This window comes from Mucilaginibacter inviolabilis (assembly GCF_011089895.1).
Classification (GTDB): Bacteria; Bacteroidota; Bacteroidia; order Sphingobacteriales; family Sphingobacteriaceae; genus Mucilaginibacter; species Mucilaginibacter inviolabilis.
This window is the reverse complement of the sequence record NZ_JAANAT010000001.1, coordinates 1,699,025-1,722,222: the sequence shown is the minus strand read 5'-3', so window position 1 is coordinate 1,722,222 and position 23,198 is coordinate 1,699,025. Positions and strand designations below refer to the sequence as shown.

At 40.5% G+C, this 23,198-nt stretch carries 15 protein-coding genes; 7 read left to right on the top strand and 8 right to left on the bottom strand.

Annotated elements, in window-relative coordinates; translation table 11 throughout:
* Positions 1-5 precede the first annotated feature (5 nt).
* The 4 genes from G7092_RS06915 to G7092_RS06900 form a co-directional block, all read right to left on the bottom strand.
* Positions 6-1,517 (bottom strand): NAD(P)/FAD-dependent oxidoreductase, encoded by a 1,512-nt coding sequence (locus G7092_RS06915; RefSeq protein WP_166087550.1) that lies wholly within the window; start codon positions 1,515-1,517, stop codon positions 6-8.
* Positions 1,510-2,439: an archaeosine biosynthesis radical SAM protein RaSEA gene (locus G7092_RS06910; protein WP_166087548.1), complete on the bottom strand. Its 930-nt coding sequence runs from the start codon at positions 2,437-2,439 to the stop codon at positions 1,510-1,512. The genes G7092_RS06915 and G7092_RS06910 overlap by 8 nt, the downstream gene beginning before the upstream one ends.
* Positions 2,429-3,763 carry an asparagine synthase-related protein gene (locus G7092_RS06905; protein ID WP_166087546.1) on the bottom strand — a complete coding sequence of 445 codons (1,335 nt, stop codon included), beginning with the start codon at positions 3,761-3,763 and terminating at the stop codon, positions 2,429-2,431. Before G7092_RS06905 ends, G7092_RS06910 begins: the two co-directional genes overlap by 11 nt.
* 137 nt (positions 3,764-3,900) lie before the next feature.
* The gene (locus tag G7092_RS06900; protein WP_202985230.1) at positions 3,901-4,764 is read right to left on the bottom strand and encodes a sulfite exporter TauE/SafE family protein; all 864 of its coding nucleotides are present in this window, start codon (positions 4,762-4,764) and stop codon (positions 3,901-3,903) included.
* Positions 4,765-5,470: 706 nt separating this feature from the next.
* Here G7092_RS06900 and G7092_RS06895 point away from each other — a divergent pair.
* Positions 5,471-7,546: a DUF1800 domain-containing protein gene (locus tag G7092_RS06895; RefSeq protein WP_166087542.1), complete on the top strand. Its 2,076-nt coding sequence runs from the start codon at positions 5,471-5,473 to the stop codon at positions 7,544-7,546.
* A gap of 147 nt (positions 7,547-7,693) precedes the next feature.
* Here G7092_RS06895 and G7092_RS06890 read toward each other — a convergent pair whose 3' ends face one another.
* The 4 genes from G7092_RS06890 to G7092_RS06875 form a co-directional block, all read right to left on the bottom strand.
* On the bottom strand, positions 7,694-9,499 hold the full coding sequence (locus tag G7092_RS06890; RefSeq protein ID WP_166087540.1) for a phospholipase D-like domain-containing protein: 1,806 nt from the start codon (positions 9,497-9,499) through the stop codon (positions 7,694-7,696).
* A 199-nt stretch (positions 9,500-9,698) separates the two neighbouring features.
* Positions 9,699-12,437 (bottom strand): alkaline phosphatase family protein, encoded by a 2,739-nt coding sequence (locus G7092_RS06885; RefSeq protein ID WP_166087538.1) that lies wholly within the window; start codon positions 12,435-12,437, stop codon positions 9,699-9,701.
* A 90-nt stretch (positions 12,438-12,527) separates the two neighbouring features.
* A complete protein-coding gene (locus G7092_RS06880) occupies positions 12,528-13,733 on the bottom strand; it encodes a right-handed parallel beta-helix repeat-containing protein (RefSeq protein ID WP_166087536.1) in 1,206 nt (401 codons plus the stop codon).
* Between the two features lie 13 nt (positions 13,734-13,746).
* A complete protein-coding gene (locus G7092_RS06875; protein WP_166087535.1) occupies positions 13,747-16,479 on the bottom strand; it encodes a TonB-dependent receptor in 2,733 nt (910 codons plus the stop codon).
* Between the two features lie 301 nt (positions 16,480-16,780).
* Here G7092_RS06875 and G7092_RS06870 point away from each other — a divergent pair, with 301 nt between their 5' ends.
* The 6 genes from G7092_RS06870 (at position 16,781) to G7092_RS06845 (ending at position 23,192) form a co-directional block, all read left to right on the top strand.
* The gene (locus G7092_RS06870; RefSeq protein WP_166087533.1) at positions 16,781-19,228 is read left to right on the top strand and encodes a TonB-dependent receptor; all 2,448 of its coding nucleotides are present in this window, start codon (positions 16,781-16,783) and stop codon (positions 19,226-19,228) included.
* A 292-nt stretch (positions 19,229-19,520) separates the two neighbouring features.
* Positions 19,521-20,354 carry an ABC transporter ATP-binding protein gene (locus tag G7092_RS06865; RefSeq protein WP_166087531.1) on the top strand — a complete coding sequence of 278 codons (834 nt, stop codon included), beginning with the start codon at positions 19,521-19,523 and terminating at the stop codon, positions 20,352-20,354.
* A gap of 4 nt (positions 20,355-20,358) precedes the next feature.
* The gene (locus G7092_RS06860) at positions 20,359-21,147 is read left to right on the top strand and encodes a hypothetical protein (RefSeq protein WP_166087529.1); all 789 of its coding nucleotides are present in this window, start codon (positions 20,359-20,361) and stop codon (positions 21,145-21,147) included.
* 11 nt (positions 21,148-21,158) lie between these two features.
* Positions 21,159-21,560 (top strand): GntR family transcriptional regulator, encoded by a 402-nt coding sequence (locus tag G7092_RS06855; protein ID WP_166087526.1) that lies wholly within the window; start codon positions 21,159-21,161, stop codon positions 21,558-21,560.
* Complete coding sequence (locus G7092_RS06850) at positions 21,547-22,281, top strand: hypothetical protein (RefSeq protein ID WP_166087524.1); 735 nt, start codon at positions 21,547-21,549, stop codon at positions 22,279-22,281. The genes G7092_RS06855 and G7092_RS06850 overlap by 14 nt, the downstream gene beginning before the upstream one ends.
* A gap of 23 nt (positions 22,282-22,304) precedes the next feature.
* Entirely contained in the window at positions 22,305-23,192 is an 888-nt protein-coding gene (locus tag G7092_RS06845) for an ABC transporter ATP-binding protein (protein ID WP_166087522.1), read from the top strand.
* Positions 23,193-23,198: the final 6 nt, after the last annotated feature.

Genomic DNA, 23,198 nt, shown 5'->3' with positions numbered 1-23,198 from the left:
TGAACTTAAAGGTTTACCGCTGTGTGGTGATACATATTTTTTAATGCCGGATCAAGCAGCCCGGCTATATTAACCGGGGCTATTCTTTGCCTTATTAGTTCAGTAAATTGGCTGATGTCGTTTGCTGTTACATGCTGTTTTCTGATAATTTCGCTTAGTTCCTGATAACTTAGATTAATCATTTCTCTCATAGGCAAGTCATCGGCACCAAGGAAATATCCGGGCTGCATTTGCTGAAGCAGGCGCTGTTCATAGGCAATTGTAGCTGCGAAATAGAGCATTGACCAGGCATTAAAAAGCCCAAAATGATCCATAGTTTGATAGCACCCGGCAACAAGTTGGTCTATAAGTTTTAATTCTTCAAAAACACCATGTTGATACTGTGTCAAGGCCTGGTGCAATTGATCATCATTGCCCCAGTATTGTTCTATTATTCCGGCTACTTTTAGGATACCAGACAGGGAGTGGGCGATGCCAGAACTAAAAAGAGGATCGATAAAACCTGCTGTATGCGGAAGCGCTGCCCATCCGGGGCCAACGCAGCATTCTGTTTTGCGTTGAAGTCTGCCCGACTTTAGTATTGTACCCGGTTGTGATGAAAGAGGAGCATTATTCAGCAGGTCATGAATGGATGGGTATTTCTCCAATAGACCATCCCATATTTGTTTTACCGGCACGCCCTCAAAGTTATTTTTCTGTCCGTTTAGCGCAAACCCAATACTGATACGTTCATCATTAAACCGAAGCATCCAAAGCCAGCCTTCATCTAAAACTTGATGCAACGCGGAGTTATCAGGATCATAAGGGAAGTCGGTAGTAGGGATACCAGCATTCTGCAAGATCGCTGTCCAACGCGGAACGTTGTTGAAATGTGAAAATACCGCAAATGAATCCGTCAAGAAATCATTAGATGAGGATTTAATGCCCAGCAGCGTATGTAGCAAATTACCACTACCGGTAGCATCAATAAAAAAAGAAGCGGTTACATCCCATGATTGATTGCCCTTGGTTTGAAACTTCCATCTGGTACTTCTTTCTGCCGAAATGATCTCTGTAAGATCTGTATAAACAATCCCTGCTTCTTTTACCTTAGTTACTAAAAATGCATCAAAATCGGCACGCAACCAATTGGTATCTGAGTGTATATCATCTGTACTGGCAGCAACTAAAAGCTCATTACTATGGTTAATATCTGTGGTGAATTTTTTGCCTGGGTAGTGTTTAAAATAGCTGAAGCCTCTTTTAATACCGCATACAATTTCCGGGTGCGATTGTTGCCAGCTACCATAACGTGAAAAATCTTTAAGCCAGGGCAGATTGTATTGCTGGGATAGCTGACGTAAGATCATATCGGCAATAGGGGTAGAGGATTCACCAATGGCGAATCGTGGATGTTGACCCTTTTCAACCAAACAAACCCGGAAACCCAGGCTATGTAAAACGAGCGCCATTAGCGATCCACCGAAACCGGCGCCGGCTATCAGGATGTCACAGTCATGAACATTATTTTCAGTCATTACAATTACAGTTGATCCGCTGATAAACTTGCTGATGAAGATTCATCGCTTCTAAACGTTCTTTTCTTGCCTGAAAGCATTGAGGACATTTGGAAAGAAAACCAATGTCCCAGGTATCAACAAATACCCGACCCTGCTTTAGCAAAAGGGCCATTTCAAAAACATCCTCCAAGGCATCCAGTGTGGGTGCCGTGTAGTGCCCCTGTTGCTGCAACGTTTCCATAATGCCATTGCCGGAACGGGTGGCGATAATAGAACAGCATTGTGTTCCGCTTTCAAACGCAAATTGTATGGTACTAATTGCCCATTCTATATTTTCCTGCAGGTTAGTAAGATAAGGAGGATTTAACAGGATAAATGCACGTACATCTATATGATTAGTTCGCAAAAAAGAGGCAGCTTGTTTAAAATCTGCGGCGGTGAGTTGTTTATTGAGTTTAGGCAGTACCTGCGGGTGTATGGTTTCAAGCCCCATGGCTATTTCCAGTGTGCCAGAAAGTTGATCTCTAAACTCCAGGCAGGTCGTACCGCAAAGTTTAGGATGATTTTCCACTATTACCCTCTTATAGGGTTGTAAGCGTTCAATTATTCCCGGATAATCAGCAGGGGGAATAGCCTTCGGATCAAAAAAATTACCGTTGTTATACAACTTAATTATATCAGCATTTGGTAGGCGTTCTAAAGCATAATCTATTTGCTTTAAAATTGCTCCTGGTGGTGTAGGTCCGGTTAATGTGTTCTTCCATAAATCACACATCAGGCATTTAAAACTGCATTCTTTACCGGTCAGAAAAATCGTATTTACCTTTTGTAATACACCGTTCGCATCCGGTTCCTCTTCATGTAAAAAATGGTAGGGGATTTCTGGGTTTAATGCGTTTCTTTGGGGCCGTAATTTTTCAATCTCCTGGTTATCGTGCATAAAGGGAATGGAAATAAGCCCGGTACTCGGCTTCGCCTTGCGGAAAAAGTTGTTTGAAAGTGCTTTCGGTAGCGGCCCCAAGTTGAAAACGGCGTTTTTCAAATACAGGCATATCAAAACCGGTAATAGCTTTTACGCCCCTGCTGGTGATCTCACCTTTTAAAGCATAAAGCGACTCTTCGTTCCAGTCTGTTAATTGAATAAAAGGGATGCCTTCGGCAACCTCTATAACATTGGGCAATGCATAAGGACTAAAACCCTTGAACCCGTGTAAGCGACAAGGAGCATAAGACCGTACATGCCCGCGACTTTGTCCTCCGGAATAGGTGAGAGAGTGTTTGATTTTATCAACGCCCCAACCTTCCTGGTAAAGCATCATATTATTTAATACGCTACGGATGGTTAATTCAGTGTTTTCTGCAATAGGGTAATCTTTCAGGTTTTCGTCACCGCCGTCTCCATCTGCAAGATATTTCCATTCCGGGTATAAGTTACGCAGTTGTTTGCACAAGGCCAGGGCCATTGTTGCCGACTCCAGGTCTCTGGATTTATAATCTTCTATTACGGTAATAGCTTCTTTATAATTTACGGCAGATTGAGGAACATCTATAACCTCCAGAAATAGTGAAAGTCCTAATTGATCCAAAAACTGGTGCGCCTGCTCAGCGTCAGGGCCGTTATTTACCGACAGGGTAAATGCCTTTAGCCGTTGCGGCGACATACCCAATTTCAACATCAGAGAGTAAAGTACCAGGAAGACTGATCCACTATCAATACCGCCCGAAAAAAGAACGCCCACCGGCTCATTTTCGGGGATTGACAGCAGCCATTTCTGGCATTCATCAGCCAACGCTCCAATATAGGCTTTGCCGATCTCATCCAGATCATGAGTCAGATTATTTCTTTTGGGTTCAAAAAAACGTGTATAAACAGGATTTGGATCCGGGCAACCTATTACTTCTAATCGTACCACATAATGCGCCGGTACCATCCTGGTGTAAGAGGGGTGAAACTGATGATGGAGCTCCATTCCTTTCAAGAAATTATAAATTTCATCTATTCGTTCGGCAACAATTAACAGCGGACCGCTTACTTGTTTGGCCAGAAAATAGCGCATCGGCCTGCCAATAGAGCGTGCTAAAAAGACCTGCTGTCCCACTTTTTTCACTATGGCGAATTGCCCTTCTATTTCGCGTACTCTTGCAGCATCACCTGAAATTACTGCTTCCGCGGCTTCTTCCGATGTCATGTTAAAAATAACGTTATTGCCGTCATCAAGCAGGCTTACAAAGTCGGTTGATGTTGTTGTATTAGGGATGTTCATAAAATTTCAGGTATAAATTGGCGTTGGAACCGAGCCGACCGTTTGAGTTGGGCAAACTATTGTTCCGGATGATGCAATGTTAATATTTTCTGATGAAATAGCGACAATCTGTGCCGCTATTTTTCTGATGTTAAACATTAAAGTGGCTGCTGGCTGAGTTCTTTACGGCGAGGTGTTTTTGATACCAATGCAAAAATAACCAAACCCGAAGCCAGTACAATTAAACTCATGGCCAAATGCCAGCCAACGGGTTTTAGTACATACATGGCACCAATAAATTGAACAACCAATATAATCGATAAAAAATTAGCGGCAGCCTTTCGGGATACTTTACTAATTACATATGAACCCAATGGTGCAAATACGGCCACAAAGGGGATGCATATCAACCACATTTCAAATGCTTGTTTTTGGAAATCCTTTATCACACTGGTATGGATAAAAAAACCGAAAATAGTTTCTATTGTCATGATGATAACTGACGAAGGGATGGCCACTTTTTCATTAATACGATAGTAAATGGTCATAAAGCAAAATGAAAAAATGTTGATGCCGGTTCCAAAAATAGAAGAGATCACTCCGCCGATAAGACCCAGTATAACCAGGCGTGCTATATCTGAACGGCCGAAATTAGGTATAGCATCATACATATCCCTTTTGTTTTTACGATTCTCGTTCCACAAAACAATACCAAAGCTTAACCATAACGATACGAAAAAAAGCTTGGCCACTGGCGCTGAAATAAGTGGTAACACATAAAATGTTCCAAATACCATCCCGAATAATCCGCCAAGGGTAACAAACTTAATGTAGTTCCATTCTACTTTTATTCTTTTATTTAGGATGAGTACTGATGCGCAGGTCATGCCGATACTTTGAATAGCAAATGCGAAATTACGTGTAACTCCTGGTGCTATTTTTAGAAAAAGGGTAAATACGGGATAGGCGACTGCCGCACTACCCTCAGGACTTGAACCGGCTATAAAAGCTCCTCCGATCATAGTTATTAATGATGGATAATGTTTCGCAAACAAATGAAAACTATGCGTATAAAACATGTAGTAAAACCAGCAACTAATAATTAAAAATAAAAGTGTAAGATAAATTAACGGGAGGCGTTTTAGATTGTTGACTACCATATGATTACTAGGCTTTTTATCTGTTTAATATAATTATATAGTTTGATTTTAATCTTTAAAAATAACAAAATCAGATTTTACTGAAATTATAATTTAAAAGAATTACTAACCGTTGGAATAATAGTGGGAATTCTTGTTTGGCGCGATAAAAACCACATCGGATCTACGTTGATTCGCGCAGTGCGGATACTGAGTGTTAGTATTTAAAGTAATTTATGGCATCGGGAGAAAGACTTTAGCAAAATTTAGTGATGATTAGATTCTCTTTTAGTAGATAAAGTTTTATGAATCATTTCAAGCTTCTCTGGGTTATATTAAAGGATATTTGTATTTTACTAATCATTATTGTCATAAGAAATTATCTAAAGTTCTTCTATCCCCGCCTTAATGAACTGGTGATGATTGTTCGTTGTTGAATTGACAAGTTGTTATGGAAATATTCAACAATTTATAAAGTCTAATTTGGGGATTGTTCTGGTTAACCAAATAAAGCAGGTTATAATTGTTTTAAAGTTTAAACCAATCAGATATTTATAGGTCTAAAATAACGGTAATCAGCATCTACATTATGAGAAATAGCTTTAAAGCAGGTTGTGCTGTGTTGATGATAAGCAGCGCTTTCCTTTTATCTTCTTTTTATAGCCACCAAACACCAGTAATATCCTATAAGTTCCCTTATCAGCGAGCTGGTTTGACCGAACGTCAGGCTGCCGAATACTTAATAAGCCGGTTTACCTATGGTGCTACGCCGGGCCAAGTGGATTTGGTGATGAGAATGGGATTGGAGAACTGGTTTGCCCAGCAGCTGGATGGGGTTAACGCGGACGACTCATTGAACAAACGATTGGCTGCTTATGATGCCATAGGTATGACCAATACCGCAGTTTGCCACGTCTACCCGCCGGGATTTGTGATCCGTACGCTGGCGATCAAGGACAGTGCTATCAGTAAAGACTCCGTTGATAAAGCTGTCGACAAAAAAGCTTTCAATGCGCAGATAAAGGACTATATGGATAGGAAGGGGTTTAAAAATGATCAGGATTTATATAAACAGTTTATCGACCAGCATATTATAAGGGCCGTTTATTCGCAGAATCAGTTACGCGAGATGCTGACCGATTTTTGGTTCAACCACTTTAATGTATCTTTTTTTAAAGGGGAATGCGCCCAATTTATACCGGCTTATGAACGCGATGTGATAAGACCTAATGCTATGAGCAAATTTGATCAGTTGTTGCTGGCATCGGCAAAATCGCCGGCTATGCTATATTATTTGGACAATTTTACCAGCGTTGGGCCTCCACCACCCATTCAGCCCAAAGCGCCTGCTGTACAGCCCAAAACTGATGATGCCAATATGCTCATGACAGGTGGGAACAAACCGCAATCAACAGATAAAAGTAAGGCAGCGGACATGTCGATGATGATGAGTGCCTCGCCAACCCAGCCAGCTAAACAGGTAAAAACGCTCACACAACAAGGGAAAAATGTAAATGGGCTCAATGAGAATTATGCCCGTGAAGTAATGGAACTGCATACGTTGGGTGTTGATGGGGGCTACACTCAAACCGACGTAACCGAGGCTGCCCGTGTGTTGACCGGTTGGACGGTTTACCCTATAAGCGATTATGCTTATGGTTCAGCCATGAAAGGGTTAGTCACCAAGATCGGCGAGGGCAATCTTGCTGCCAAAGGTTATGTGCATGAGGGTGACTTTTTATTTACCCCAAACCGGCATGATCAGGACCAGAAAGTGGTTCTGGGCCATACTTTTCCGGCCAGTAAAGATCCTGAAGTTGAATATCAGGAGGGACTGACCCTGCTGGAAATGCTGGCGCACCAGCCATCTGCTGCAAAATTTATTGCAAGAAAACTGGCAGTACGGTTTGTAAATGATACACCACCACAAAGCCTGATTAATAAAATGGCCAAGTCATTTACTGATCATGATGGTGATATTAGAGAAGTGTTGATAACGATGGTTACTTCCAAAGAGTTTTGGAATAAAAAGAACTTAGATGCAAAGGTAAAATCTCCTTTTGAACTGGTTGTGAGTTCGCTTAGAGCATTAAATGCTGATGTGAAAGATCCATACCCATTGTTTAACTGGATGGCAAAGATGGGACAAAAAATTTATTATTACCAGGCGCCTACCGGTTTCCCAGACCGTGCTGCCTACTGGATAAACACCGGTGCTTTACTTGATCGTATGGATTTTGGTCTGGCGCTAACTGGTGGACAGGTTGGCGGTGTAAGCATTAAACTTGGTGATTTTAGCAAAGCAACTGCAAATGATCCTATAACAGCAGCTAAAGATTATAGTGCGGTTTTACTTCCAGGCACCGACCCCAACGGAGTTCTGAAAGAGCTCACCCCACTGTTGAATGATCCTGTTATGCTGGCTAAACTGGCTTATACAGGCAAGCAGCTACCCAAACCAGTGTCCGTTACTTCAGAAAAACCCGTAGTTGGCGCACCTGGTGATATGGCACTGATGAGTGCCCTTGCTGAAAGCCAGGCAAAAGTACCAGCGCCTCCGCAAGTAGTTTCTATACAGGTTGTTAATAATAAAATGAATAGTTACTACATCCGATCGCTTGTTGCAGGGATCATTATTGGTTCGCCAGATTTTCAGAAGCGATAAAGATGTATTTTACCATTGCTGAAATTGCTTTCGATATTTTTTCGTCTGTGAAGTTTTTACGCTCAATTTTATTTGTGCAGTAACGGTTTGCTTTGTGAAGTTTAATAGGAGGCAGGAATTTCTCCTATTATTTATATTCTTTTTAATTTATCCAAACAACACCCGATCTGTGCAATGCAAATCATTAGGATTAAAATAACGCGTAGCCCAGCTATCATTGTTATATAAATTTAGTGGCGCAGTATCAAGGTTAGCTTTTGGATCAGGCGTATTATCTCCACCTTTAACAGCTGTAGGAGCCTGAGGTGTTTTAGGGATAATATTTGCATTACGGAAATCAAAATGATCAACCAGTGCAATTGCTTCCAGTGCAAAAACTGTTGCAATATCGATATCATTGATCTCTATCAGATTATCGCCATTCTGTTCTTCTCCGCCCAGTGCTAAATTTGAAGAGCCACACCATACCACCGGATTATCAGTATTAAAATCGCAAACTATAAACTTATGATGTATTTGGTGCCCAATACTAATGGAGTGCTCTTTATCAAATGGGGGAGGTAAAATAGTAGTACCGGGTTTGCCACCAACTAATACGCCAGTTTTATTACCTGGTTTGTATAAAGAAATACCGCCTGGTGCATCAGAAATTCCATAGCTGAATATATTTTGATTTTCGTGGATAGCTTTTAATGCTGGAAAAACAGGGCCTCCGCCCGAAGTGATATCCATCACAGCAAACAGCACACTACTAGTAGCAGCGGTGACTCTTGTGGCTATTGCATCCAGCGTTGATTGAGCTATATCAGCCTGATGCGGTGAAAAACTGATACTCATTTTGGGTAAGCCAAGCTGGTTAAATAGAAATGGGCCTTCTGCTAATGATGATTTGTTAAATGTTTCGGATACATGGTCATTCCAGGCTTCATTAAATACCTTGGAATAAAGTTCTGCAACATCGGCATTATTAAAAACTACAACATGATTGGAGTTTACATACATACCGGTTACCGAGAAATTGGTTGAACCAGTGAGTACTTTTAATGCCTGATTGTTTTTATAAACTATAAAAACTTTATCATGGGCAAAACGACCAAATTTGCCTCGTAATATAGCGGCTGGAGCTTTGGCTGTATTGTTAAATTGCTGTTCAAATGCATCCTCTGGTACGCCGGGAGCATGGTGCAAACTCGCGTTATCTAAAATGACCCGGATTCTTCCTGATGCCGCTAATTGAAGTAAAATCTTTACCAGATCAGGTTCGTTTAAATCATAGGCGAAAACATCTATACTTAGTGAGGCATCAGCAGCAACGGCATTTAGAATCTCGAAAACTCGTTGACGTGCAGTAAAGCCCGACCACTGGTATTCTTGCAAAAACGTATAAGTTTGTCCTGCAGCGTTAGTGCCTGCAATACCGCCTGTATCAAAAATCAAATCCTTTCCGGCAGGATGAAACAAGGCTTTTAACCCAAAATGATGAGTAAAGGCCTGTGATTGCGTAAAACCACGGGTAAAACCTAATTGTACCTGGCTGGTTGCAAATGGAGCAACCTGCACATCTACTGATACACTTAATGAAGGATCAATAGCTGTTAATAGTCCATCATTAAAGTATCTTGGAGTAATGGTATAAGTATATACACCATAAAAAACGGTATCGTCCTGATGAAAGGAGCCAGGTACGTGCAGCCATCTGAATTTTTGTATAGGTGCATTTGCCGAAGAATTGGGATTGGTTTCGGTGGGAACTGTGGCATTTGCTCCGGATGGTAATACCAGATTATTAAAAAGATAATAAGCTTGTTGCCCATGAGGCTGGACTTGTATGGAAAAGCCTGCCAAATTCGTAACCATGGTATTATCGGTGAAATTAAAGGCCAGCAAAGTTTTAGCATCACCCCGCCATGCTTTGACTGAAAAGCCATTTTGATTTGAGTTTTTTACAAACATGATATGATTTAGTTAAGTGAGGTAAAGATTGTCTTAATGTATGCTATATAAATTAAGATATTTTGAAGCTACGATGAATAAAAGGTAAATAAAAGGGTATTTCTACTGTATTTTAAAGCTATAAATAGGTATTAATACGTAATCATTAAAGACTATTAAAAAGGGTTACATGGGGTCACTAACACACTATTTTAATTGCCTATTCTTTATCATCATCTGTATCATTCCCGGCGAGTTTGACAGGGTATGCTTTTTTCCCTTTTGCTGCATACCATAATATCCTGTTCATTACATCATCATTTCCACCGTCAATATGATCATACTCGGGCTTAGAGGATAGTTGCGCAAAATGCAGGGCAGCACCCTTAAGCGTAGCTAATTTCGGATTGATGTTATTTAAGGGGATAAGGTTAGGGACACTTTGATAGGTGTAATTAGTGGGTTTATTGGTAAAACAGTCAAACATGGGCAATGCTGTGGCATCAATAATATTCATGGGTGGTAAACCCAGTATCTGCTCAATAGAACGGACTATACATGTTTGGTTATAGTTTTTACTCACTTTGCTTTGCAACCGGCTATACGGACTGATCACAAAGCCCGTGGTACGGTAGGCAGATACATGATCCCAACCCGCCTGTGAATCATCTTCAGTAACAAAAATCACCGTGTTTTTCCAGAAACGACTTTTGGATATCGCTTCTACAATGCGACCGAGAGCAAGGTCATTATCAGCTACCATAGCGTTTGGTGTTGGGTAGCCAGGTCTGGTGCCTACAGTATGATCAGCCGAAAGGGCCATGACCATCAGTTGGGGTAATTGATCGCCTGGCTTTTTTTCATACTCATTTAACTCTTTAATAAAGGCGGTTGCTCTTAGTTGTTCATTGATCTTATGTTCATCAGAACCCGGATAGTTTTGTGAGAGCATGGGCCTAACCCGCGATATGGTGCTCGTATTGTTAAACACAAAGGGCTTACCTGCCTTATAATTATCATAAATATTCGTCCAGCTTAACTTATCATCAAAGTGAACCGCACAGGCCTCGCCATATATCCTAACCGTTTTACCGTGATCGGCGGCATTGTTCCAGATAAAGCCGTTACCGTCATAAACTAATGCATCTTCCTGCACATGTGGATAACTCCTGAACCATGATCGTACACTTTTTTCAACATAATCGGTAACCATAGCAGCATCGGTCCACTGATGCCCTTCGGCCGAACATTTCCCCGATACATAATAATTATCAAGCAGTAAAAAATTCCGTGCAAGATTATGTTGATTTGGGGTAACGCTATCGCCATAAATACATAAAGATTTAGCTCCGTTGCCCTCGGGCATATCACCCAAAACCTGATCATAGGTCCGGTTCTCCTTTATAATATACAGCACATGGTTAAATACCGACGGTTCACCAATACGCTCAGGTATTGGGCGGGCGGGTACATTTTTACGTGGCAGCAAATTAGCTATTTGCTGCCTGAAACTCAGGTTAAGGTCTTGTACCTTTTGGCTATATTGTTGCAGTTGACTAGCATTAGGGATATTGATAATGGAAACCGTAGCCTTTTGGTGGTGGGAGTTATATGCGGCAGGACTGTTTTCTGCTACTTCGCCACCTAAATCTGCTTTACCAATTTCTTTGCTGCTAATACGCGAACCTTCGCCTTCCAGATTGGTTACAAATAAGGTATTACCATCAACAGCAAGGCCTCCCGGATAGGCCTCAGTCGGGATAAATCCCTTTACTTCACTTTTATCTGATGCATTATTTGATGCTTTTGAGCCAAGTTTTACCACAGCAACCGCGTTATCCAAACCGTTAGCCACATATAAAACGGTGCCATCGGTATTTATGGCCAATGCATTTGGTGTATCGCCTATGTAGCTTTTTTTGCCAGGATTTAATTTTACATCTATGGCATCAACATTTTGAAGGGAATTTGTGGATATAACCGAAACCATATCACTGTTGCCGTTGGCAACATATACAAAAGCTTCATCAGTACTGCTGATGATAGCGTTGGGATGTAATCCAACAGGTATCTCTTTAATAACATTACCTTTATTTAAGTCCATTACCATAACGGTACCTTGTGCAGTTGCCCCGGTTTTGGGATCAATATAGGTTTTGCCGTAAGGCACGCCTGCTGTTTCCCGGTTTACGGTATCCACCGCTTCGGGACCAGCCCAATTGGTAACAAAAACTTTATTCTTAGCTATTACAATACCGTAAGGAGCCACACCCGTGGCTTTTGTCCAGACTGTTTTATTGGTTGTTAGGTTAATTTTTACTAACTGATTATTACCGTTCAAAACCACGTATAAATAGTTGGTCCCGTTTTCATTATTGATAGCCAGGTCATTTGGCAATGCTAATGGCGATTCTCCTTCGGCCTTGAAACTGAACGTGTTTTTAATGCTGATCTTTTCGCCATCCCAAATGGCCTGAAAAACGTACGATTTAGAATCTTTACCCTTGCCCGCCGCTGCGCTCCAAAATATTTGTGTCTGATCATTCGTCTTTAATACTTTCAAACCAGAATAAGTGCTTGTAAGCCCTCTGTATTGTGTATTCTGCTTGTAGGTCCACCGGGTGATAACCTTTTTTACAACGGTATCAATAAGCGTTATCCCATACCTGTCTTCTACAGCAATAAGCTTGCTGCCGGGTATAAGGCGTACATCCATACTGTGGTTTTCATCGCCAGCATCGCCAAAAGTTACTACCTGACCTGCCGGGTCAATAATCCTGTTGTAAGGCATTAAAACTGGTAGTATACTACGGTTAAGCGTACTATCATCATAGGCGCTATGCATGTTCACCTGCTCATTTCCGGCAGACTGTTTATTACTGTTTAAACGGTGACACGCCATAAGCGAAATAAACAAACCAGCGGTTGGTATGCCGAACAAAAAGTACTTTCTAATCATAAGTTGCAGTAATGATTTTACTGTGAAGTAAAATTATGGTATTAGCTTAAATTAAAATTTAAAGAATGCCAAATAAATCGTCATTGTTACTTAGTGCTGATTGCCTTTACCATCACTTGTGTAAGCGCCCATATCAAGGTTATATTTTGTATTCCCTGCGCTAAAAGCCGGTGATGTGCTTTGCAAATGAAAATCATTGGTATTCGGATAACCGTTTGGTGCAGCAACAGTACCGTCAAACTTTACAAACAGCGGATTGAGGTCGCCTATTTTTTTGGAGATCAGGTCGGTAGGTTGTGGTTTGCCCAGGCCTGATGCCGGGTAAAAGTTATCCCTGATATTGATTTTTTGTGATGGGTCAACCAGATCGGCATAGGTATCAACGGTAGCATAAAACAGGTTGTTTCCATAAGTGGTGTGTACCAGGTCGCCATCGCTAAAAAGCTCGATGCCATGATAATCGTTCACGATAATGTTATTGTAAATATGACCGATAGCGTTTACACCCACTGAGACCGCACGCCCAGGTTCGGCCGAGCCTCGTCTCCATCCGTTAGATACCAGGGTGTTATTATAAACATCCACCTCGGTTTGTGGAAAAGGTTTACTCGCATTGGTTTCAAGCTTTATACCGCTGCCAGCCTGGCTAAATACCACATTATAAGCAACAACTCCCTTAGTGCCCGATTTTAGGTTAATGCCTTCTCCGTCTGTACTTCCTGACGAACTGATGGTGTTTCTAAGTATCGTTACTGTCGCACCAAATAATCCCATCAAATCATCCTGACCATTGGTGAACCATGAATCTTCAATATCAACAGGAATGGCGTTTGCCACAATGATTGTTCTTCTGGCGCTTCCAGACGCATCGGGTCCGCCTGTATTATCTATATGCGTCCATTTAATGGTAATAGCCTGGGCTGTATCTGCCTGAAAACCACCCCATGTACCAGGTTTATTTAAATCGGAATTGAAAAATATAGGTTGATCCTTGCTACCCAGTAATTGCAATACGCCCTGGATAGTGAATTGTGCATTATTTTTAACAATAACTATAGAGCCCGGTTGTGATGCCAGTGTATCGCCTTTTTTAACCGTTACATCGCCTGTTACGGTGTAAGTTTGGCCGGTTAATAAGGTACCCTTAACAAAACCACTGATATTGCCCGGGGTAATTGGACTTGAGGCAGGTATTTTTACTTTGTTAAAGGTGGTGACTTCAGCTTTTTTACAAGAGTTTAATATAATAGTTAGCAAGCAGCTAACTATTAACATATAAATATATCTTTTTTTCATTTTGATTTTATGCTTAGTGTGCGTAACGGAAACCTACATTAAAACTCGCATTGGATACATCACGTGATTGTATCAGGTTATTGATCTTAATGGTAGTAGGGGTATTCAGCAAATTGTTAACTTTTGCAGTGAGTGTAATATGCTTGTTTATTTGTTTTTCTCCGGATAGAGCCAAAAAGGATTGTGGTTGCTGGTAATAATCATAACCATAGTTGGAGTATACGAAGGGAAGAGTCCGGCTGGTATAGGTATATGCTAATTGTACAAATGCCTTTTGTTTATCATTTTTATATAAGAGTGAAAAATTAACAACATCTCCGGTTTGCCCCTGTAGTGGTCTGCTTTGCAGTTTAAGAACAGTAGTAGGAGCAGCAGTAGGATCTGATGGATTAACTGAGGTGTAAAATTTTGGGGAACTAATATTGGAATAAGTGTAAGTATAATTGGCAGAAACCCCTAAGTCACCAAAATACCTGCTGTATACAACCTCGGCTCCCGCTACCTTAGCCGTACCAAAATTTTGGGGAGTTTGTTCAAATTGGCCTCCGCTTATTTCTTTTAAGGCAAACTCTATAGGGTTTTTAACACTCTTGTAAAAGCCACCAATGAAAAACTGTTCTTCTTTGCCAGGGTATAATTCATATCGCAGGTCAAAATTATCAGCTTCTGTATGAAGTACAGATGGGCTACCTGTAATATCACTACTTTGACCGAGAGTAGGAGTGGGTACTAATTCATATAAAGCCGGGCGCGCTATGGATTTAAAATACGATGCCCTGAGATTTGCTTTGTCGCTTAGTTTATACTTCAAATTTAAGCTGGGCAAAACATCGGTATATGTTTTTTTTGCACTACTAGAAGTATCCAAAACAACAGGATGTGTATCATAACCCTGCACAGTGCCTTCTACACGTATACCACCAACTATCTCCAGTTTATCAAGGGTAAGTTTAAACTCTCCATATCCCGAAGTAATATTTTCATAGGCTGTATAATTAGCTTTATCACTTGTTGAGGTCCCGGTAACATTATAAACTATCCAATCGGCAGAATAAATATCGGTAAACGGGCTTTTTACACCGTTGGCAGTGCCCGTTGGCCTAAGCGTATAGGAGTTTTGTTGATTGTACCTCGTACTATGTCTATATAAGCCACCAACCTTAAGTTCTACAGAATTTTTTTCTCCTAATGCTGTTTTATAACCCAGGTTAGCCATGGCACTCAGATCTTTATTGCCACTTTTTTGCCATATCCTTGAAATATTATCAAAGTAATTAGGAGTACTTGTAAAGTCGGGATTGATCAGGTGATTAATCGATATATCTGCCCGGTCAGGTGCCTTTTGTGTAGCATTGGAATATACACCAGACCAATCAAAAAGAAAATGCTTTGCAATTATGTGTTTACCATTTAACTTAAGATTTTCGACAAACTGACTTTGGGTGGTTGATCTATTATCATTAAACACAGTTCCAGTACCAGGACCTATTCTGCCGCCATTGCCACCCACTATAGAAGTATCAATACTTAAACGGGTTTGAGCTATGTATGTGTACAGAAAAACATTATCCAGGCTTATTTTATTGTTATCATCAAGTTTATAATCCAAATGGGCCGATAAGCCGTTATTTAGCTGTTGTGTTGAATACGCCCTGTTGGCAACATCAGTGATTATTGGTTGAAAGTTACTCGATTGAGGATCTATCTGGGCAAGATTAAATTGCGAATTCGTACCGTAATACTGATTTTGATAGCTATCAGCCACAATAAAGCCTAGTTTATTCTTTAAAAATCGGCGTCCGTAGGTAAACCCTAACAGGGAAGTTAACGGGGCATTTTTTTTAGTGAAATCAAGGTTAGGTCGGGTGAAATATCCCGGTGGAGCCACATATCCTTGCCCAAATCTTTCAGTGGGACTTTTACTTAATACCGCTCCGTGATTGAAATCATCAAACTTGCGGTTAAAAAACAGAGCGCTGTAACCAATTGATGCATTAGCTGTGAAATATTCATATTCTGGTGCATCTTTAAACACCAGGTTCACTGTGCCGCCTATGGCATCGCCTTCCATATCCGGCGTTAAGGTTTTACTAACTTCTACCCGATCCAGTAGATCGGAAGGAACAATGCTTAGCGATATAAATCTGGATACAGGATCAGGACTGGTAACTTTTACACCATTAATTAAAGTGTTGTTATAGCGCGGCTCAAGACCCCTGATGATGGCATATGCTTCATCTGAACCACTATTGTGTTGTAAGGTTACCGCTGATACACGTTGCAACGCATTGGCGGCATTAATATCCGGCGATCTTTGCATGGCTTGTGCCGAAATTATATTGGTGATATTACCCGCGTTTTTCTCTGAACGACGGGAAGACGATTCTGATTCGGTACTAGCCTTAGCATATACACTTATCACTTTTAGCGATTCGGTTTTTTCGGAAAGCGGTATATTTAAAGTTAGCGTTTGGCCTGTGGAAAGCTCAATATGCTGCTCGTATTCTTTGTAGCCAATATATTTTACTTTGACTTTATAAGATCCCGGTGATACACCGCTGATTTGGTAATGTCCGAAAGCATCTGTAATTGATCCTCCTTTTATACCATCAAAGTGCACATAGGCACCACTTAATGGTTCTTTGGTGTTTTCATCCATTATTTGTCCCTTCATCGTTGCAGTTTGGGCTGCGGCTACGGAAGAAAGAAAAAGAAAAACAACAATCAGGTAAAGTTTATTCCTCATATGTTCAAGTGATTTTTTTGCAAATCACTCGGCCAATTTGGGAGAAATGCTGAATAAACGATCGTAATTACAATGTTAACTTATTGGTAATCAAAACTTAATATTCAGAGCGGAGAAAGAGGGCAAAGGTCATTATTCAGTGATTGATGAGTAAATAACTTAACCTGAATAGCTTTCTCTTCTCCGATGGAATTGATTGTTTTATTGGGTTTTATTTTAATTAAACTTAGTCTAAATAATTGTTAAAATCACACGGGTTGTTATATTTGCCTAAAATTAGAATTAATCTAAATAAATATAAATGAAGCAAACTTACTTTAAAAAATTTAGCCTTTTACTTTTATTCATCTCCTTTAACCTGGCTTTGACCTATGCGCAAACACCTTCGGGTAAAATTTCAGGGATTATTAAAACAACTGATGGGAAACCAGCGCCAGGTGTTACTGTAACCCTGATGTCATTACATAAAACTACCTTAACCAATGAAAACGGTACTTATATTCTTCAAAATATTCCGGCCGGAACCTATTCCTTACAGGTGACTCTCGTTGGCACTGCCGGTGAAAGCAGGGAAGTAGTTGTTAATGTGGGGAAAACCAGCAAAGTAGATTTTAATTTGACAGAGAGCTCTGCTCAATTAAAAGAAGTAAGTATTACCTCAGGTAAAACATTAAATAACCGCCCGGTGTCGCTCAATAAATCTGGTATCCGCTCGTTCGATTTGCCGCAAAGTACAGGCGTAGTGAGCAGCACCGTAATCGCTGATCAGCAGATCAACCGGCTGGGTGATGCCGTACGGAACGTCAGCGGAGTTACGTTGACCCAAACACGGGGTGGAGTAGGCGAAACTTTTACTGCTCGCGGCTATAGTATCGGTATCACCGGCGGTGCAGGCAGCATTTTTAAAAATGGGGTACTGGTAAATACTGCCGGTTTCCCGGAGGCAAGCACACTGGAATCTGTTGAAGTACTTAAAGGAAGTTCGGCCTTGATGTACGGCAATGTCTCGGGCGGATTGATCATTAATATGATAACAAAAAAGCCTCAGTTTGAAACTGGCGGAGAAGTATCTATGCGTTATGGCAGTTATAATTATTATAAGCCAACAGTAGACGTTTATGGACCGATATCCAAAGATCTGGCTTTCCGTACTATTGCAACTTATGAAAATGCAGGCAGCTATCGCAATGGGGTAAAAACAGAACGTACCTATGTGAACCCTTCCTTGTTATATAATTTAGGTAAAAGTACCACCATTATCCTGGAAGGAGATTATCTAAAATCGAATCTTACCCCAGACTGGGGTATCGGTTCGCTGAATAACGGACAGGCTATCCCAACAATGGTGCCACGCTCACAGTTTATTAATACTTCCTGGGCTTATAGTCATATGAACCAATATTCCGGCTCACTTACCGTTAACCATACCATTAACGATAGTTGGAAATTAAACTTCATTTCCTCGGCACAAGGAACCAATATTGATTCCTATCAATCCAGTCTTCCAAATAGTGTGAGTGCTACCGGTGAATGGAACCGAGGCCTGGCGCGCGCCAACACTCATGAAGGCGATTATACCACCCAATTAAACCTGACCGGCAAATTTAAAACAGGTAATATAGGCCATCAGATCTTGATAGGTAGCGATGCAGCTAAGGTAGTTAATGTAACCAACGGTTATAGCATCAATGGTCAAAACATCAGTAGTTATGTTTATGATAAGATCAATACAATAAATTTGAATAAATACACCCAGCGCACTGATATTCCGAATGCAGTTGATACAAACCGTACCACAGCACCAGTGTATCGCTTTGGTGCTTATGTACAGGATTTGGTTAGCTTAACCGATAAATTCAAAATATTGGCTGGTGTACGCTGGTCATGGCAGCAAACCAATCAAACAAATATTAATTATCTTCAAAAAGGTACCACTGGATTGGGTGTTGCGGCCACACGATATGATCGTGCCTATTCGCCAAAAGCATCATTGATCTATCAACCGATAACAACAACATCTATTTATGCGAGCTATAGCAACAATTTTATTGTAAACACAGGTACTGATGTAAATACAGGGCAGGGCCTAAAACCGTCTACATTGGATCAATATGAGGCTGGGGTAAAAAATGAATTCTTTAACGGAAAATTATCAGCCAATTTCAGCGTCTATCGCATTGTTAATAACAACCTGGCTGTGGTAGCACCCTTCAAGGCTGATGGCGTAACTGTTAACAGCGATAACACCGTAAAAACATTTAGCGGACAAACCACCAGTGACGGTGTGGAAGTTGATGTTACGGGTAACCTGAGCAAAAACTTTTACTTTATTGCCGGTTATGCTTATAACAATGCCAGGTATACCAAAACATCTGGTTTAAAGGGTTCTAATATCGAAGGTGAGCCACTGGTGATCAATCCTAAGCATACCGCAAATGCAAGTATTTTTTACACATTTAGTAATTCGTCGCTCAGAGGATTTAAGGTGGGGGCTTCAGCATTTTACACAGGATCTCGTTTGGCGGGTTACAATAACGTAGTTGGTCAAACCCAGACATACAGTCGTTTATTGCCGGTAGGAGGGTACGCAACACTGGACCTTTCGGCTGGTTACACGTACAAAAAAATATCTTTATTGGCGCAGGTATCCAACATTACCAATACACTTAATTATCTGATCCATGATAATTACAGTATCACGCCGATTGCGCCACGCCAGTTTTTGACAACGTTGGCCTATAAATTTTAAATTGACACCGATTAATTTAAGCCCTGTTTTACTAAAAACAGGGCTTTTTTTGTATCTAATCCCAAGTCTTAAAGTCTTCCTTTGAATGATTTTAGTATGTAAAGGATTGCCGATGAAAATGATGAAACTGCTTCGCCCGTTTGTGGTAGCAATTCGCCAATCAATTCATTGTACAGTGTCGATTATAACCTGTTGATTATAAATGTAAATTATTATATAAATCGTTTGGAAATTCGAAAAACAATCAATTATATTTGTAATGTACTAGATAACTAGTACACTATATATAAAAATGATCGAAATAAAAAACTTAAGCTTTAGCTATAACCGGCAGGCTTTATTATTTGAAGATCTGAACCTGGTTTTGGAACAGGGGCATATTTATGGCTTGTTGGGTAAAAATGGTGCGGGCAAATCAACTTTGTTAAAAAACATAGCCGGATTAGTCTATCCTCAAAAGGGTTCCTGTTTAGTAAATGAGATTAATGTTTCTGGAAGGCCGGTTTCTGTACTGGAGGAGATCTATTTTTTGGCCGAGGATTTTTACGTACCCTCACTCACCCCGGCCCAGTTTGTTGCTAATACAGCGGGCTTTTATCCAAAATTTAGCAAGTCAGATTTTTATACTTATCTGAAAGCTTTGGATGTTGATGAGGACGCGGTGATGGATAAACAATCATTCGGTCAGCAGAAAAAGGCAATGATCGCTTTTGGTCTGGCTACCAATACAGGACTATTAATCATGGACGAGCCTACAAACGGGTTGGATATCCCGTCAAAAGTACAATTCCGCAAATTGATTGCTTCGGTATTAACAGATGAGCGCTGTATCGTTATCTCTACCCATCAGGTTCGCGATCTGGACAGCCTGATAGATACTTTGCTGGTGTTACACGAAAAGGAAATCGTGATTAATCGCCCGATGGACGAAGTAGCTGAAAAATTGACATTTGGTTTTTATGCTGATACAGAAGGTTTAAAAGTATTGTACGAGGAAAGAGATATGCGGGGAAGCAATGCCATAGTACAGAATACAGCCAACAAATACAGTAAAGTAGATCTGGAACTGCTATTTAACGCCATTATTAGCGGTACTAAAAAAATAGTTGAAATTTTAAAAGCTTAGTTATATGTCGAACTTCTTTAATGCTGATAGGTTTAGCAGGCTGTTTATAAAGCATAGTCAGGAACATTATAAAAGCTACCTGATGTCGGCAACAGTGTTGATCGGTGTTATGGTAATGGGAGGGACCTTTCTTATCTATCTTATTAACACATCGCTTGATCCTATGTTTCAGATGTTACTTTACATTTGGATGCTTTTGCTGGGCGGCACTATATTTACCAGTACCATATTTGCCGAATATGGGAACAATAAAAAAGCAATAGCTACGCTTTCTTTGCCGGCCAGTCATTTTGAGAAATATCTGGTGGCCTGGTTGTATTCCTTTATAATTGTGTTTTTAGTAATTACTGCTAGTTTTTACCTGATAATGCTGTTTTTATTAAGCATTAAGCATTCACAGCAGCAGTCGGAATTGTTTGATCTGATGCAAAAGCCTGGAGGTCTGCAATTTCCCTTACTATGTCTTGTGTTGATCTTATATGCATTTATGCATTCCTTGACATTTTACGGCGCTATATTTTTTGAAAAGCTTCACTTTATAAAAACAGCGTTTTTGTTTTTTATTGTGCTGGCTGTTTCAATGTATGGGAATAAATTTTTAATGGATTTAATGCTGCATAAAGACACCAGACCCGCGCTTCTGCTAACTAATGTCGCTTTCTGGGAGAATGGGCATATCGTTATTATAAACCCGCAAGGCAACAAGGAAATTTATTCATTGGCTTTGTATTTAGTAGTAGCAGTCTTATTTTGGATTGCAGCTTATTACCGGTTAAAAGAAAAGCAGGCTTAATTACTTAGCACATGGATTTTAAAGAAAACGAACCCATATACCTGCAAATTGCCGGGGCGGTAAGCGAAAATATATTAATAGGCAAATGGCCCGCGGGCGAAAAAATAACTTCTATACGCGACCTGGCCATTGAATTGGAGGTAAATCCCAATACAGTTAACCGGGCTTATGAGCTTTTGCAAAACCAGGAAGTAATTATCAACAAACGGGGAATGGGGCTTTTTGTGGCACCTGATGGTGCTGCTAAAATAAAGGCTATCCGTAAAGAGCGTTTCATGCAGCAGGAGTTGCCCGAGTTTTTTAGAAATATTTACCTGCTGGATATTGAGTTGGGCGATTTGCAATACCTCTACCAACAGTTTAAAAAAGATAATAGCAAACCCCAAACAAATACTACCAATGAAAACGAGTAATAAAATAGTAGCCACTGCTTTCCTTGTAATTATTGTATCAACCATAGGCTATGCTATTGCTATGAAGAAAGAGTTCCTCACCGGGAATTATAAAAAAACATATATAAACTTCAGCAGTTTGCCCTATAAAAACTTTAACAGCGTTACCATAAACCCTTCCAACATAATTAATGTGAAACTGGTTCAGGGACCATTTAAGGTTATGGTTAACAATGTAATAAAAGATAATTTAACTTTTAAACAGATAAATAATACACTCCAGGTTGATTTAAACTGGAAATATACCCGATTTAATACAGGAGAGACTTATATGGTAGTGATATCATGCCCTAGGCTGGTATCTGTGCATGCAAGTGCTGTTTCTACCCTAAATAAACAGAACCTTATTGATACACTGGCAGGAGAAGGCTGGGCATATCATCAAATATTGATAGATGGATTTAAACAGGATAGCCTATCAGTTAGCCAGGAATGGGGAAGCCAGGTTTTATTAGCAAACAATAGCCTGATACATTTAAGTGCTATAACAAGTATCAATGAACTTAGCGGATCAAAATTAACTGTATTGAAAAGTAATGTCATTCAACAGGCTAACCTCGATGTCCGCAATAAAGGTAAACTCGTTTTATATCAAGCCAATATCCCCGGTTTAAATTACAGATTGGCAGATAGCGCCCTGCTCATCATGAATGGGGCGGCTATCAAATCATTGAAAAAATAAATCATTTAACTCCTTTAGCAATTATGAAATTACAGATCAACGCTCTTTCAAAAACATACTCCAATGGTGTGCATGCGCTAAAGGATGTATCGCTTACGCTAAACAATGGTATGTTTGGATTACTTGGCCCAAATGGTGCGGGAAAATCGTCTCTGATGCGTACTATAGCCACTTTGCAGGAGGCTGATGCCGGCAGCATTTTTTTGGATGATCTGGACGTGCTCAGGAACAAAACAGAAGTACGGCAGCTGCTGGGTTATCTGCCTCAGGAATTTGGGGTATATCCTAAAATATCTGCCGAGCGTATGCTTGATCATATTGCCCAGCTAAAGGGAGTTGGTAATTATGCTGAGCGAAAGGAATTGGTTGCTGCCTTGCTGGATAATGTAAATCTTAGTAAAGATAAAAAGAAAAACCTGGGCACCTACTCTGGCGGGATGAAACAGCGTTTCGGAATAGCACAAGCGCTCATAGGTAATCCCAAGCTGATCATCGTGGATGAACCAACCGCCGGGTTAGACCCTGCCGAACGGAACCGCTTTTACAATCTCCTGAGCCAATTGGGCGAAAATACCATCGTGATCCTGTCAACCCATATTGTAGAGGATGTGAGTACGCTATGCTCCAACTTTGCTATCATTTGTCAGGGCGAGGTATTATATGCAGGTGAACCAGATACAGCAGTAAATGAGATGGAAGGCCGGGTTTTTAGCAAGGCGATTGACAAGACCGAGCTGAGTTTTTACCAGGATGATTTTTCAGTGATTTCCACTCAGTTAAAAACGGGAAAATTACACATTCGTATCGTGTCCGAAACTGATCCGGCTAATGGCTTCGTATCAGCAATACCTAATCTGGAGGACGTTTATTTCAGCAATATTGCAACCCGTGTAGATGTAAATACCATTTAAAACCCT

Excerpts from the sequence above, each read along its gene's own strand:
- G7092_RS06915 (WP_166087550.1), bottom strand. The coding sequence starts at position 1,517 with ATGACTGAAAATAATGTTCATGACTGTGACATCCTGATAGCCGGCGCC.
- G7092_RS06910 (WP_166087548.1), bottom strand. The coding sequence starts at position 2,439 with ATGCACGATAACCAGGAGATTGAAAAATTACGGCCCCAAAGAAACGCA.
- G7092_RS06905 (WP_166087546.1), bottom strand. The coding sequence starts at position 3,763 with ATGAACATCCCTAATACAACAACATCAACCGACTTTGTAAGCCTGCTT.
- G7092_RS06900 (WP_202985230.1), bottom strand. The coding sequence starts at position 4,764 with ATGATCGGAGGAGCTTTTATAGCCGGTTCAAGTCCTGAGGGTAGTGCG.
- G7092_RS06895 (WP_166087542.1), top strand. The coding sequence starts at position 5,471 with ATGAGAAATAGCTTTAAAGCAGGTTGTGCTGTGTTGATGATAAGCAGC.
- G7092_RS06890 (WP_166087540.1), bottom strand. The coding sequence starts at position 9,499 with ATGTTTGTAAAAAACTCAAATCAAAATGGCTTTTCAGTCAAAGCATGG.
- G7092_RS06885 (WP_166087538.1), bottom strand. The coding sequence starts at position 12,437 with ATGATTAGAAAGTACTTTTTGTTCGGCATACCAACCGCTGGTTTGTTT.
- G7092_RS06880 (WP_166087536.1), bottom strand. The coding sequence starts at position 13,733 with ATGAAAAAAAGATATATTTATATGTTAATAGTTAGCTGCTTGCTAACT.
- G7092_RS06875 (WP_166087535.1), bottom strand. The coding sequence starts at position 16,479 with ATGAGGAATAAACTTTACCTGATTGTTGTTTTTCTTTTTCTTTCTTCC.
- G7092_RS06870 (WP_166087533.1), top strand. The coding sequence starts at position 16,781 with ATGAAGCAAACTTACTTTAAAAAATTTAGCCTTTTACTTTTATTCATC.
- G7092_RS06865 (WP_166087531.1), top strand. The coding sequence starts at position 19,521 with ATGATCGAAATAAAAAACTTAAGCTTTAGCTATAACCGGCAGGCTTTA.
- G7092_RS06860 (WP_166087529.1), top strand. The coding sequence starts at position 20,359 with ATGTCGAACTTCTTTAATGCTGATAGGTTTAGCAGGCTGTTTATAAAG.
- G7092_RS06855 (WP_166087526.1), top strand. The coding sequence starts at position 21,159 with ATGGATTTTAAAGAAAACGAACCCATATACCTGCAAATTGCCGGGGCG.
- G7092_RS06850 (WP_166087524.1), top strand. The coding sequence starts at position 21,547 with ATGAAAACGAGTAATAAAATAGTAGCCACTGCTTTCCTTGTAATTATT.
- G7092_RS06845 (WP_166087522.1), top strand. The coding sequence starts at position 22,305 with ATGAAATTACAGATCAACGCTCTTTCAAAAACATACTCCAATGGTGTG.